Raw genomic sequence first — 13,659 nt, forward strand, 5'->3', positions numbered from 1 at the left:
TCCGGTCCGCGCGACCCGTACGTCCCGGTCGTCGACACGGTCGAGGACGGGTGGGTCGTGCGGCAGCTGGCCGGCACGTCCAGTACGAAGACGTATCGCTGCCCGGGCTGCGACCAGGAGATCCGGCCCGGGACGGCGCACGTCGTGGTCTGGCCGGAAGCCGGCTCCTGGGCGGGCCAGGCGACCCCCGACGACCGCCGCCACTGGCACTCACCTTGTTGGCAGCGGCGACACCGACGACGATGAGCGCGTGGCTCGTATTGCTTCTAATTCGGTTCTGCCGGCCGAGCGCCGGGACATCACGCTGCACACCGCCGACGGGCTGACGCTCGTCGGGGAGCTGGCGCTGCCGGTCTCGCGGCCGCCGGTCGCGACGCTGGTGTGCCTGCATCCCCTGCCGACACACGGCGGCATGATGGACAGCCACATCTTCCGCAAGGCGGCATGGCGCCTGCCCGCGCTGGCCGACGTCGCAGTGCTGCGGTTCAACACGCGGGGGACGACGTCGGCGCGGGGTACCTCGGAAGGAAGTTTCTCGGGGGCCGTCGACGAGAAGTTCGACGTGGGCGCCGCGATCGAATTCGCGGAGTTCGAGGAGCTCCCGTCGCCGTGGTTGCTCGGGTGGTCGTTCGGGACGGACCTGGCGTTGATGTACGGGTGTGATCCGGGGATCGTGGGCGCGATTCTGCTGTCGCCGCCCCTGCGGTTCAGTCAGCCTTCGGACCTGGAGGTCTGGGCGGCGTCCGGGAAGCCGGTGACCGCGCTGATTCCGGAGTTCGACGACTACCTCCGCCCCTCGGAGGCGGTTTCGCGGTTCGCGCCGCTGACGCAGGCGGAAATAGTCCCCGTGGACGGTGCGAAACACCTCTGGGTGGGTTATGCGGAACGGGTGTTGGACGAGGTGGTGGCACGGATCGTGTCGCCCGACGCGGTCCCGCTCCCACGTGAATACGACGGCCCGATAGAGACTGGGGACGCCAGCCGGTACGCCGACCAGACCGTGGCGGCGTTCGCGGACGTGCCTCGCCCTTCGCCGCGGGCCGAATAACGCAGGGGGAACCGTGACGGTCGAGCTGACGTACCAGGAGAGCGGGCACGGCACGCCGTTGGTGCTGCTGCACGCGTTCCCGCTCTCCTCGGCGATGTGGGCCACCCAGCACTGGCTGCTGGCCGACACCTGCCGGTTGATCACGCCGGACCAGCGCGGGTGGGGCGACTCCCCGCTGGGCGACGAGGAGCCGTCAATGGACGTGCTGGTCGACGACCTCGCGCTTCTGCTCGACGACCTGAAGCTCGACCGGTTCGTGCTCGGTGGGGCGTCGATGGGTGGGTACGTCGCAATGCATTTCTTGCGACGTTATCCGCAGCGGGTGAGGGGGCTGGTGCTCGCCAACACGAAGGCGACGGCCGACAACGACAACGCCGCAGCGAACCGGATCGGGATCGCGCACGCGCTGGAGCACACGCACTCGGCCGAACCGTTGATCGAGAGCGTGTTCACGAATCTGCTCGGGGAGACGACGCGGACCGCGAAGCCCGCGGTGGCCGAGGCGGTGAAGGCCGCGATCCGGGCCACGCCGCCGGATGCCGCGGCGTGGGCGGAGTACGCGATGGCGTCGCGGCTCGACTCGCTGGAGGTTTTGCGCGGGGCGGAGGTGCCGGCGTTGATCATCTCGGGGGAGGAGGATGCGTTGATCACCGACAAGGATGTGTCGGCGATGGCATCGGCGCTGCCGGATGTGCGGGTGGTGGAGATACCGCATGCGGGGCACATGACCGCGATCGAGGATCCGACCGCGTTCGACGGAGCGGTCCGAACGCTGCTGGCGCGCGTCTGAGCAGTGCACGGTTCGGGCCCTTGTCGGGGCGCGAAGTGTGCAGCGCTCAGGCGGGTTTGCCGTCTCGGCGGTCGTTGCTGCGGTCGGCGCGCCAGGTGAGGTCGAGGGTGGGGCCGACCCCGACCGCTGCGCGATCTTCGTCCACGAGCCCCAGCATCGACCGTGAGCGGTTGCCGCGGTCACCCTCGTCGCGTCCGCCGTCTTTTCCTGTCGACGCGGGGGAGCCCGGCGTTTGAGCACCGGCCGGGGGCGCCTGGCCTGGGGTAGGAGGCGCCGAGGTCTGCCCCGGGCTCGTGGGTGTGCGCGGCGCGGGCATCGGGGTCCGGCCGGGAGGGGCCGGGGGCGTGGTGGCTGCGGCGGAGGTCGGGGTGGGGGTGCGGTCGGAAGTGCGTTCCGCGGCCGGGGGCGGGGCGGGAGCCGGGAGCACCGGTGGGCGTGCCGGTGAGGTGGGCACGGGTGTCGGGCTCGCAGCCAGCCGCGCGCCCAGCGTCTGCCGCGGCAGACCAGGCTTGGCAGCCTCAGCCGTCATCGGCTCCGACCGCGCGGGCCCAGACTTCGCCGCCTCCGAGCGCGCCGACTCGGATTTCGCCGGCTCCGACCGGGTGGCCTCGGATTTCGCCGGTTCTGAGCGTGCCGGTTCGGGCTTGGCTGGTTCTGAGCGTGCCGGTTCGGGCTTGGCTGGTTCTGAGCGTGCCGGTTCGGGCTTGGCCGGTTCTGAGGGTGCCGGCTCGGGCTTGGACGAATCCGAGCGCGTCGGCTCGGGCTTGGTCGGCTCGGGCTTGGTCGGTTCCGGGCGGGTGGGCTTGGAGTTCGCCGAGTCGGTGTCGGCGGGCTCGGCCGGATCTGAGCGTGCCGGCTCGGGCTTCGCGGACTCCGCGGTGCGGGGTGTGTTGCCGTTCGGCGTGGCGCTGTCGGCCTTCTCCGCGTCGCCGCTCGAAGGCGGCGTCAAGCCCGTCTCGCTCCGGGCGAGCCGCACAGTAGGCGTCGCCGGCGGCGCCGCCGCGCTCGCATTCTCCGAGGAAGGAGCCTTCGGCTGGGGGGCCGGCTCGGACTGCATCACGGCGGACAGGTTCGCGAACATGCCTCCGCCCAGGCCCGACAACGCGTCCTGAAGGCGGTTCATCTCGCCATTGATCTGCTCCCGGCGCTCGATCAGCGCCTCGACCTCCGCCTTGAGCCGCGCAGCCTCCTTCCGCGCCCCAGCAACAGTCTTCTCCGCCTCCTCGCGCGCCTTCCGCATCGTGCTGTGCGCCTCGAGCCCGGCCTTCTCCTTCGTGTTGCGCGCCCGCAACTCCGCATCCCGCTTCATCGTCGCGCCCTGCGACCGCGCGTTCTCCACCGTCTGCTTCGCGTTCGTGTTCGCGTCGGCGGTGATGCGCTCGGCCTCGGAGATCGCCTCCTGGATGATGCGCTCCGACCGCGCTGCCGCCTCCTCGGTGGCCGACCGCGACAACTCCTCGCTCTCGGCGTGCACCCGCGCCGCGTACTCGTCGGCCTCGGTGGTGGCCGCGGTCGCGACCTGCGTCGCCTCGGACAGCAGTTTCCCGGCCTTCGCCTCCGCCGTCGACACCAGCTCGGCCGCGGTGGCCTGGGACTGGGCCGTCACGTCGGCGGCGGCCTTCTCGGCGGTCGCGCGGTGCGTGTCGGCCTCGGTCTTCACGCGTGTGGCGTGCTCGTCAGCCTCCCGGCGGGTGGTCGACGCGTACGTGTCGGCCTCGCCGCGCACCTTCGTGCTGTGCTCGTCCGCGCTGCGGCGGGTGGTCTTCGCATAGTCGTCGGACTCGCGCGCGACCCGCTCGGCGTGGTCGTCCGCGGCCTTCATCGTCTCGGTGGCCAACGCCTCGGCCGTGGACGTCGTCTCGGTGGCCTGTTTCTCGGCCTCCGCGATCAGCTCGCCGGCCTTGCGCCGGGCCACCATCTTCGCCCCGGCGATCGTGGTGGCCGACTCCTGCTCGGCGGCGTTCAGCTTCTCCTGCGCGTCGCGGAGCAGCGAGGCCGACTCGTCGCGGTCTTCCTCGGCCTTGCGCGCGAGCTCCTCGGCCTCCTTGCGGAGCGCGGCGGCCTTCTCCTCGGCGGTGCGGACGAGACCGGCGGCCTTCTCCTCCGATTCCGCGATCGTGTGCGCGGACAGCTCCTCGGCGTCCGCGACGGCCTTCGCGGCGTTGTCCTCGGCCTCGCGTGCCCGCCGGAACACGTCCGCGGTCGCCTCGGCGGCGTCCGCGGCGGCCTGGCTCGCCTGCTCGTCGGCTTCGGTGAGCACCGCTTCGGCGCGCTGCTCGGCGTCGGCAAGAAGTGCGCGGGAACGCTCCTCGGCCTTGGCGACGAGCGACGACGCTTTCTCCTCGCCGGTACTGCGGACCTTCGCCGCGTGCCGCTCGGCATCGGCGACCATCTCCTGGGAACGGCGCTCGGCCGTGGACACCAGGTCGCGGCCCCGCGCCTCGGCGACCGAGATGATCGTGCGGGCACGCTCCTGCGCCTGCGCGACGGTGGTCTCGGCGTTCTCGTTCGCTTCCCGGGTGACCGAGGCGGCTTGCTGCTCGGCCGCGTCGATCATGGTCTGGACCTGCTCGTCGGCCTGCGCGGTGAGCGCGGACGCCGCCCGCTGCGCGTCGGCGACGATGCGGGTGGCCTCTTCGCCGGCCTCGGTGGTGACCGCGGTGCGGTGGGCCTCGGCCTCCGCCGTGAGCTCGGCGGCACGCCGCTGGGCGTCGGACGTGAGTCGTCGGGCCTCCGCGGCGGCGTCGCCGGTGACCCGCTCGGCCGCCGCGTTCGCCTCGCTCGTGACCCGGGTCGCCTCGGCGGCGGCCGCCTCGGTGACGCGGGTGGCCTCGGCGGTGGCGTCGGCCTTCGTGCGGGTGGCGTAGTCGTCGGCGCCCTTGCGGATGTCCCTGGAGTAGTCGTCGGCCTCGCGGGCGACGCGCTCGGCCTGGTCGTCGGCCTGCCGGCGCGCCGCGACGACGTGCTCGTCGGCCTCGCGCCGGGTGTTCTCCGAGTACTCGTCGGCCGCCTGGTGGGTGGACGCGAGATAACCGTCGGCGTCGCTCCGGGTGGCCTCGGAGTACTGGTCGGCGGCCTGGTGCGTGGACGCCTGGTAGCCGTCGGCCTCGGCGCGGGTCGTCGTCGAGTACGTGTCGGCTTCGCGGCGGGTGCTGACCGAGTACTCCTCGGCCGCGAGCCGGACCGTGCTCTCGTGGTCGTCGGCCAGCCGGGCGACGCGCTCCGCGTGGTCGTCGGCTTCCTTGCGGGTGGTCTTGGAGTACTCGTCGGCACCCTGCCGGGCGTCGCGGGCGTAGTCGTCGGCCTCGCGGGCGATGCTCTCGGCGTGGTTGTCGGCCTTCTTGATCGCCGCGGCGGCAGTGACCTCCGCGTCGGCGATCCGCTGGTCGGCCGCAGCGACGCGGGCCTCGGCCTCGGCGATCAGCGCGTCGGCCCGCTCCCGGGCCTCCGCCTCGATCGCGGTGCCGAGCTCGCGGGCCTCGGCGGCGAGCAGTTCGGCCTGCTCTTCGGCCTCGTTCACGGCCGCGGAGAGACGCTCGTTGGCCGCAGTCGTCAGCTGGTTGGCATAAGCCTCGGCGTCCGCGCGGGTGCGGGTCGAGTAGGCGTCCGCCTCGTCGCGGGTGGCTTCGGCGTACTCGTCGGCGCCGGTCCGCACCTCGTCGGCGTAGGCCTCGGCGTCGACCGGGATCGCGGTGGCGCGCTCCTGGGCGTCGGACAGAATCGACTCGGCCCGCCGACGGGCCTCCGCCTCGTTGTCGTCGATGATCTCCTGCGCGCGGGAGATCTCCTCCCGTAAGCCGATCAGGTGATCGACGAGTTCCCGCTCGGCTTCCTCGCGCTGGCGGGTCATCTCCAGCTCGGCGTCGCGGAGCAGACCCCGGGCGTCACGCGCGGCGTCGTCGAGGACGCGGTGCGCGGCCGCCTCGGCCTCGGCGGCGGCGCGCTGAACGGTGTTGCGGGCACCCACCAGCTCGTTCTGCGCGGTGCCGCGGATCTCGTTCGCCTCGGCCTCTGCCAGGTCGAGGATCTGCTGGACGCGTGCGCTGACCTCGGCGTGCGGGTTGCGAACGGCGTACTCGAGCTGCTGGCGCAGGTGGTAGATCTCACCGCGCAGGTGCTCGATCTCGTTGTGCAGACGCTCCACCTGGGCGGCGTACGCGTCGGATCTGCCGTAGGCGGCGTCGCGGTCGGCTGCGACCGCGCTCAGCTCACCTTCCAGGCGGCTGAACGCGTCCTCGACCTGCCGACGTTCGTATCCGCGCAGCACCACTTCGAACGACGGCAATGGTTCGCCGCCGCTCACTGGGAGAAGGCCGTGCCCGTCCTCCTGCGACATGCAGTCATACTCGCATCGTTCCGAGCCAAACCCCCACTACGGCGGTCAGGCGCCCTGCAACACCGGCACATCGTTTCACGCCCGGGCGGGTTGTGTCGGTGACCCGGCCATTGAGCCGGGCCACCGCTCCGATCCGGTGTGCAGCCACCAGGCGGGGTCAGCCCCGACCGTTCGCGCTCGGGGTCTCGGCCGGCTCGACCTTGGCCGCCTCGGCTGCCTTCGCCACCGTGGCCGCCGCCGCGCCTCCGCCGACCAGGCCGGCGAGCATTTCGCGCAGCTGACCCAGCTGGGTGGTGATCGCGTCGCGCTGGCCCGTGAGCTCCGCGACCTGACGCTTGGCCTGGGTCGTGTTGTGCTCGGCGTTCGCCGTGGCGTCGGCCATCAGGCGCTCGGCCTCGGCGCGGGCCTCGTTGACCGTCTTGTCGGCCAGCGCGCGGGCCTTCTCCACGATGTCCTTGGCCTGGGCCTCGGCGGCCTTGCGGCGCGACTCGGTGTGGGCCTCGACCTCGCGGGCGCGGGTCTCGGCGACCCGGGCACGCTGCTCGGCCTCGCCGACCAGCTTCTGCGTCTCGGCGACCGCCGCGGCGTGCCGCTGCGACTCCTCCTGCTCGGACCGCTCGCGACGCTCGGCCAGGTTGAGCTCCAGCTCCTGGAGGTCGTTGTCACGCTTCTCGCGCGCCTCGGCCAGGATGCGGCTCGCCTCGCCGCGCTTCTGCTCGGCTTCGCGGGTGGCTTCGGTGCGCAGCTGCTCGCTCTCCTGGCGCACCGTGGTGCGCAGCTGCTCGGTCTCGGCCTTGACCTTGTTGCGGAGCTGCTCGGTCTCTTGCTTGGCGGCGGCACGCAGCTGGGTGGCCTCCCGCTCGGCGGTCGCCTGCAGCTGAGCCACCTCGCGGTGCACCCGCGCCTTGAGCTCGGCGACCTCGTGGTCGGCCGTCGACCGGGCCTGCCGGACCTCACGGTCGGCGGTGGCGCGGTTGATCTCGATCTCGCGGTTGACCTCGCCGCGGATCTCGGCGGCCTCGCGCTCGGCGCCTTCCTTCACCCCGGTGGCGTCCCGCTCGGCAGCGACCTTGACCGACTGCGCCTCGGCGCGGGCCTTCTCGGTGAGCTCACGCGCCTGGAGGCGGGCGGCCGAGAGCGTCTCCTCGGCCTTCTTCTCGGCCTCGGTGCGGTGCTCGTTGGCCTGCTCCTCGGCCAGCCGCAGCAGCTGCTCGACCCGGGTGCCGAGGCCGGACAACGTCGGCTTCGAGTTCTCCTGGAGCTGCTTCTGCTGGCTGCGCATCTGCTGCTGCAGCGCGGTGAGCTGCTGCTCGACCGCGCGCACCCGGTGCTGGGCTTCCGCGAGCTTCTGCTCGGCCTCGGACTTCGTCGACTGGTGCTGGCTCAGTTCGGTGTTGAGCCGCTGTAAGTGCTCGTTCACCTGGTGCCGGTCGTACCCCCGCAGCGCGATGGTGAAGCCGGGATCAGTGTTCGAGGAGTCGAAGAACGACATGTTGTTGTCGGTGGGGGTCGGCTGCATGCCGCCCACTATCGCAGACCTCGCAGGCCGCATCTAGCGAACCCTGTCTCACATTCGACGCGAAATTCCCACGCGACACACCGTACGGCGGTTCGGCTGATGAACGACTCGACCGAATGCCGGGGGCCGCTCGTCGCGGCCCCCGGCATGGCGGCCGTCAGCGAGACCTGAACCGGTTGATCGCGTCGATGTAGCGGCTGCGCTTCTCGGTGTTCCGGACCCCGAGACCCTCCTGCGGTGCCAGGGCCAGCACACCGACCTTGCCCTGATGGAGGTTCTGGTGGACGTCGTACGCGGCCTGCCCGGTCTGCTCGAGCGGGTACACCTTCGACAGCGTCGGATGAATCTTCCCGGTCGCGATCAGATCGTTGGCGAGATACGCCTCTCGATAGTTCGCGAAATGCGACCCGATAATGCGCTTCAGGTTCATCCAGAGGTATCGATTGTCGAACTGATGGAGATATCCGGACGTCGACGCGCAGGTCACGATCGTGCCACCTTTTCGTGCAACGAAGACGCTCGCACCGAATGTCTCGCGACCCGGGTGCTCAAAAACGATGTCGGGGTCTTTCCCCCCGGTGAGTTCGCGGATTTTCGCGCCGAAGCGACGCCACTCGCGCGGGTCCTGGTTGTGCTCGTCCTTCCAGAACTGGTAACCCTCCGCAGTCCGGTCGATCACCAGGTCCGCGCCCATCGAGCGGACGATGTCCGCCTTGTCCGGACTCGAGACGACGCACACCGGGGTGGCGCCCGATGCCAGCGCCATCTGCGTGGCGTAGGACCCGAGGCCGCCGGACGCACCCCAGATCAACACGGTGTCACCGAGTTTCATGGCGGCGCCGTTGGTGCTGACGAGCTGGCGATAGGCCGTCGAGTTCACGAGTCCCGGCGAAGCGGCCTCTTCCCAGGAGAGGTGATCGGGCTTCGGCATGAGCTGATTGGCCTTCACCAACGCCAGGTCGGCGAGTCCGCCGAAGTTCGTCTCGAATCCCCAGATGCGCTGCTCGGGGTCGAGCATCGTGTCGTCGTGGCCCTCGTACGACTCGAGTTCGACCGACAGGCAGTGAGCGACGACCTCGTCGCCGGGCTTCCACAGGTTCACGCCGGGACCGGTGCGCAGAACGACGCCGGCCAGGTCCGAACCGACGACGTGATAGGGCAGGTCGTGCCGTTTGGTCAGCGGCGATAACCGGCCGTACCGCTCGAGGAACCCGAACGTCGAGAGCGGTTCGAAGATCGACGTCCAGACCGTGTTGTAGTTGACAGCGCTCGCCATCACCGCGACGAGCGCCTCGCCGGGGCCGAGCTCCGGGGTCGCCACGTCCTGCACGTGGAGCGACTCGCGGGGGTCCTTGTCGCGGGTGGTGCGCCCGGCGAACATGTCCACCTCGTCCTTGCGCACCACCACCCCGCGGTAGGACTCCGGCACTTCCAGGCCGCCTACGGCGTCGAGTTCGTCAGCCAGGATCGCTTCGAGGATCTGCTTCACGGTCGGCGCCTCCAGAATTACGGGGGGTCGGGGAGGCGCCGATGTTACTTACCAGTAGCGATTCAGAAAGTTCACCTGTGACCCACTACACCAGGCTCGACGAGTTCGACGAGGACTCCGCCGGCGTCCTTCGGGTGGACGAAGTTGATGCGGGAACCGGCCGTCCCGTTGCGCGGGGCGTCGTAGAGAAGGCGCAGGCCCTTGGCGCGGAGTTCCGCGCTGGTCGCGTCGATGTCGTCGACGGTGTAGGCCATCTGCTGGATGCCCGGACCCGAGCGGTCGAGGAACTTGCCGATCGCGGAGTCGGGCCGCAGGGGCGCGAGCAGTTGCAGGCGCGCGGTCGTCGGGTCGCCGTCGGCCGGCACCAGCATCGCTTCCCGGACGCCCTGCTCCTCGTTGACTTCCTCGTGCTCGGCGACGAGACCGAACGTGTCCTCGTAGAACGCGAGCGCCTCGTCCAGGTCGGGAACGGCGATGCCGACGTGATCGATCCGGCGAATGGCCATCGGTGGCCTCCTCTCAGCGTGACCGCGAAGGTACGCATGCGACCTGCGAAAAGCTGTGGTCTCTCTCACGACTCGGATCAAGCTACTGCTCGGTATGGTGGCGTGACATCCCCGTAATAGTGACCCAGCGTCCCTTGATGAACACAGTGGAGGCGTCTCCCATGACCTCGGTAATCGTCGCCGGTGCACGGACCCCCATGGGACGGCTCCAGGGCTCGCTGAAGGACTTCTCCGCCGCCGACCTCGGCGGCGTCGCGATCAAGGCAGCGCTCGAGCGCGCCGGCGTCAGCCCCGAGCAGGTGCAGTACGTGATCATGGGCCAGGTTCTGCAGGCCGGCGCGGGGCAGAACCCCGCGCGTCCGGCCGCGATCAAGGCCGGGATCCCGCAGTCGGTCCCGTCGATCACGATCAACAAGGTGTGCCTCTCGGGCATCGACGCGATCGCGCTGGCCGACCAGCTGATCCGCGCCGGTGAGTTCGAGATCGTCGTGGCCGGCGGCATGGAGTCGATGACCAACGCGCCGCACCTGCTGCCGAAGTCGCGGGCCGGCTACAAGTACGGCTCGATCGAGGTCCTCGACGCGATGGCCCACGACGGTCTGACCGACTCGTTCGAGAAGATCGCGATGGGGGAGTCCACCGAGAAGTTCGCCGGTGTCGCCGGGCTGACCCGCGAGGACCAGGACGCGTTCAGCGCCCGCAGCCACCAGCGCGCGGCGGCGGCGCAGAAGAACGGTGTGTTCGACGAAGAGATCACGCCGGTGGAGATCCCGCAGCGCAAGGGCGACCCGATCAGCTTCGCCACCGACGAGGGCGTGCGCGCGGACACCACCACCCAGACGCTGGCCAAGCTGCGTGCCGCGTTCGCCAAGGACGGCACGATCACCGCGGGCTCGTCGTCGCAGATCTCGGACGGCGCGGCGGCGGTCGTCGTCATGAGCAAGGCCAAGGCCGAGGAACTGGGCCTGACCTGGCTGGCCGAGATCGGCGCGCACGGCAACGTCGCGGGGCCCGACAACTCGCTCCTGCCGCAGCCGTCGAACGCGATCCAGCACGCGCTGGGTAAGGAAGGTATCGGCGTCGCGGACCTCGACCTCATCGAGATCAACGAGGCGTTCGCCGCCGTCGGTGTGCACTCCGCCCGGGCGTTGGGCCTCTCCGCCGAGGAGATCGACGCCAAGGTCAACGTCAACGGCGGGGCGATCGCGCTGGGGCACCCGATCGGGATGTCCGGTGCGCGGATCGCGCTGCACCTGGCGCTGGAGCTCAAGCGCCGCGGTGGCGGCGTCGGTGCGGCCGCGCTCTGCGGCGGTGGCGGCCAGGGCGACGCCCTGATCGTGCGCGTGCCCAAGGCGTAACCACCCCGTGCGGTACGCAGACGTCGGGGAACTCGTCGTGCAGGCGAGGAACGGCGTGCCTCGCGCGGTCGCGCGGCTGGTGAGCATGGTGGAGAACGCCAGCCCCGCGCTGCGTGAGGTGGCGGCGGCGCTCGCGCCGCACACCGGGCACGCGTACGTCGTGGGGCTGACGGGCTCGCCGGGGGTCGGGAAGTCCACGAGCACGAACGTGCTCATCGCGGCGCTCCGCGAGCACGGCAGGACGGTCGGCGTGCTCGCGGTCGACCCGTCGTCGCCGTTCTCCGGGGGAGCGCTGCTCGGGGATCGGGTCCGGATGGAGCAGCACGCGACCGACCCCGGGGTGTTCATCCGGTCGATGGCGTCCCGCGGGCACCTGGGTGGCCTCGCCTGGGGCACGCCGCAGGCGATCCGTGTGCTCGACGGCGCCGGGTTCGACGTCGTGCTCGTCGAGACGGTGGGCGTCGGCCAGGCCGAGGTGGAGATCGCGTCCCTCGCCGACACCACGATCGTGCTGCTCGCTCCCGGCATGGGGGACGGCATCCAGGCTGCGAAGGCCGGCATCCTCGAGGTAGCGGACGTGTACGTCGTCAACAAAGCCGACCGCGAGGGGGCGGAAACGACGGTCCGCGACCTGCGCGGCGCGCTCGGCCTGGCCGGTACGTACGGACCGGACGACTGGCACCCCCCGATCGTGAAGACCGTGGCCGCACGCAACGAGGGCGTCGACGACGTCCTCGCGGCGATCGACGCCCACCGCGCGTGGCTGGAACGCACCGACGGCCTGCACGCCCGCCGCCGGGCCCGGGCCGCCCGCGAGATCGAAGCCATCGCGGTGGCCACCCTCCGCGAACGCATCGGCGCCGTCAGCGGCAGCACGGACCTCGCCGACCAGGTGGCCACCGGAAAGCTCGACCCGTTCTCGGCCGCCGATCAACTGATCGGAAGTGAGCGGCGCACGAGGGGCGGGAGGCCGTAGCGTACGGGCATGGCTCGGTCACCGGGCGCCGATCTCCCGGCGGACTTCCCCCTCCCGGTTTCCGCCGTCGCGCGCGAGCGACGGCGTGACCTCGTGCGCCGCTGGTGGCGCTCGCGGGGGCACCAGCGCAACCTGCGGTACTGGATCCTCTTCCGCGGGTTACCGGTGCTGGCGGGGCTGGTGGTGCTCTACGTCGTCACCGGTTTGGTCGTCGGCTGGCGGGACGCGTACGACGTGAGCCTCGGCATCGAATCCCCGGCCGAGACGAAAGCGCCGGTGCTCGCCTGGTTCCTGTCGGTGGCCGGCTGGCTGGTGATGCCGGGCGTCGCGGGTGCGGTCGCCGGTTACGTCGTGAGCGACTCGATCGCGTCGCGCCGCTCACGCCCGCTCGACGAGCAGTTCCCGCAGATCTCCAAGGACGAACTCCGCGACATCCTGCGGGAACTGGGCGATGAGTGAGCTGATCCCGCTCCTGGCGGAACTGTCCGGCGTCGAGGGAACGCGCCGCAGCTTCGTGCCGACCCCGAACGGCTGGCCCGGGGTGCCCACCGAATTCGTCCCGACGTTCGTCGGAATCCACGAGATCGGCTGGCGCACGGCCCAGGCGCACTGGGAGATCGTGGTCGCCCGGGTGCTCGACACCGACATCGTGAAGCCCAATGTGTCCGGAGAACTCGCGATACGTCGAGCGGTTCGCGCATCCGCGCTACTCTTGAACAAGATGGCGCGCCAGGGACGGTGTCCCATCTGCCCGCAGCCCGCGATGGTGAGCTCCCACTGAGGAGGCCCCATGACTGAGATTCCCCTGGGGGGCAATCCTCCGCGAGGGAGCTTCCGCGAGCTGAGCCGCGAGCTGTTCGACTCGGCGTTTCCCGAGGCCCGGCAGGGTTGGGTCGACCAACAGGTTGCCACGATGGTGGTCGAGGTGGGTACTGCCCTCGACGTCCGGCTCCTTCCGTCCGACGCCGATCTGCGTGCCGGTCGGCTCGAGGGGGTCGACCTGCGAGGGGCCGATCTGCGTGACGCCGAGCTCGAGAAGGCCGAGCTGACCGGCGTCGATCTGCGGAAAGCCTGTCTGGCGCGAGCTGATCTGCGCGGGGCCACGCTCCGGAGCGCGAACCTCCGGTCCGCCAATCTGCGGTCCGCCCGCCTCGCCGACGCCGATCTCGTCCGCGCCCAGCTGCGGCGCACCGATCTGGTGGCGGCCGACCTCGCCGGTGCGGATCTGCGTGAGGTCGATGCGGGCATGGCGCACCTCGTCGGTGCCGACGCCGACTCCGCGCGGTTCGACGGCGCGCAACTGCCGGGGATCGACGCCTCCACGGCGACGTTCCGCGGCGCCCAGTTCGTCGACGCGAATCTGCGCCGTGCCGTCCTCGACGACGCGGTGTTCGCGGGAGCGGTGCTGCGTGGCGCCGATCTCACCGGCGCGAACCTGGTGGGTGCGGTGCTCACCGGGGCCGATCTCACAAACGCCGACCTGTCCGCGGTCCTCTGGTCCGACGAGACCCAGTGGCCCGGCGCGCTCGCGGAGAGCATCAGGCAGCGCTCCGAGGAGATCGCGCCCGGCACGTATCGCGTGGGTCCGGTGCGTACCCAGCTGAGGACCGCCTAACCCACTCGTCTACACTTTGTAG

Annotated in this window: 11 protein-coding genes; 7 read left to right on the forward strand and 4 right to left on the reverse strand. The window is 70.9% G+C overall.

The features are described from left to right. Positions 1-250: 250 nt before the first annotated feature. The gene (locus ACGFY5_RS16690) at positions 251-1,048 is read left to right on the forward strand and encodes an alpha/beta hydrolase (protein WP_392720707.1); all 798 of its coding nucleotides are present in this window, start codon (positions 251-253) and stop codon (positions 1,046-1,048) included. A 13-nt stretch (positions 1,049-1,061) separates the two neighbouring features. Further along, positions 1,062-1,838 (forward strand): alpha/beta fold hydrolase, encoded by a 777-nt coding sequence (locus tag ACGFY5_RS16695; protein WP_392720709.1) that lies wholly within the window; start codon positions 1,062-1,064, stop codon positions 1,836-1,838. A gap of 46 nt (positions 1,839-1,884) precedes the next feature. Here ACGFY5_RS16695 and ACGFY5_RS16700 read toward each other — a convergent pair whose 3' ends face one another. The 4 genes from ACGFY5_RS16700 to mce all read right to left on the reverse strand — a co-directional run bounded on the left by ACGFY5_RS16700 (position 1,885) and on the right by mce (position 9,688). Further along, on the reverse strand, positions 1,885-6,174 hold the full coding sequence (locus tag ACGFY5_RS16700) for a hypothetical protein (RefSeq protein ID WP_392720710.1): 4,290 nt from the start codon (positions 6,172-6,174) through the stop codon (positions 1,885-1,887). A gap of 157 nt (positions 6,175-6,331) precedes the next feature. Beyond that, positions 6,332-7,693, reverse strand: a complete 1,362-nt coding sequence (locus tag ACGFY5_RS16705) for a cell division protein DivIVA (RefSeq protein WP_392720712.1) — start codon at positions 7,691-7,693, stop codon at positions 6,332-6,334. A gap of 157 nt (positions 7,694-7,850) precedes the next feature. Beyond that, complete coding sequence (gene ccrA / locus ACGFY5_RS16710) at positions 7,851-9,182, reverse strand: crotonyl-CoA carboxylase/reductase (protein WP_392720714.1); 1,332 nt, start codon at positions 9,180-9,182, stop codon at positions 7,851-7,853. 71 nt (positions 9,183-9,253) lie between these two features. Next, positions 9,254-9,688: a methylmalonyl-CoA epimerase gene (gene mce, locus ACGFY5_RS16715; RefSeq protein WP_392720715.1), complete on the reverse strand. Its 435-nt coding sequence runs from the start codon at positions 9,686-9,688 to the stop codon at positions 9,254-9,256. Between the two features lie 161 nt (positions 9,689-9,849). Between mce and ACGFY5_RS16720 the strand changes: the two genes are divergently transcribed. From ACGFY5_RS16720 to ACGFY5_RS16740, 5 genes are read left to right on the forward strand one after another with little or no spacing between them, the layout of a single operon-like run. Beyond that, a complete protein-coding gene (locus ACGFY5_RS16720; protein WP_392720717.1) occupies positions 9,850-11,046 on the forward strand; it encodes an acetyl-CoA C-acetyltransferase in 1,197 nt (398 codons plus the stop codon). Positions 11,047-11,053: 7 nt separating this feature from the next. Continuing rightward, positions 11,054-12,022 carry a methylmalonyl Co-A mutase-associated GTPase MeaB gene (gene meaB / locus ACGFY5_RS16725; protein ID WP_392720719.1) on the forward strand — a complete coding sequence of 323 codons (969 nt, stop codon included), beginning with the start codon at positions 11,054-11,056 and terminating at the stop codon, positions 12,020-12,022. A 9-nt stretch (positions 12,023-12,031) separates the two neighbouring features. Then, positions 12,032-12,481: a DUF6313 family protein gene (locus ACGFY5_RS16730; protein WP_392720720.1), complete on the forward strand. Its 450-nt coding sequence runs from the start codon at positions 12,032-12,034 to the stop codon at positions 12,479-12,481. Further along, a complete protein-coding gene (locus ACGFY5_RS16735) occupies positions 12,474-12,803 on the forward strand; it encodes a DUF6313 family protein (RefSeq protein ID WP_392720722.1) in 330 nt (109 codons plus the stop codon). The genes ACGFY5_RS16730 and ACGFY5_RS16735 overlap by 8 nt, the downstream gene beginning before the upstream one ends. 9 nt (positions 12,804-12,812) lie before the next feature. Further along, entirely contained in the window at positions 12,813-13,637 is an 825-nt protein-coding gene (locus tag ACGFY5_RS16740) for a pentapeptide repeat-containing protein (RefSeq protein WP_392720724.1), read from the forward strand. Positions 13,638-13,659 lie beyond the last annotated feature (22 nt).

Source organism: Cryptosporangium sp. NPDC048952, from assembly GCF_043197895.1.
Lineage (GTDB): Bacteria > Actinomycetota > Actinomycetes > Mycobacteriales > Cryptosporangiaceae > Cryptosporangium.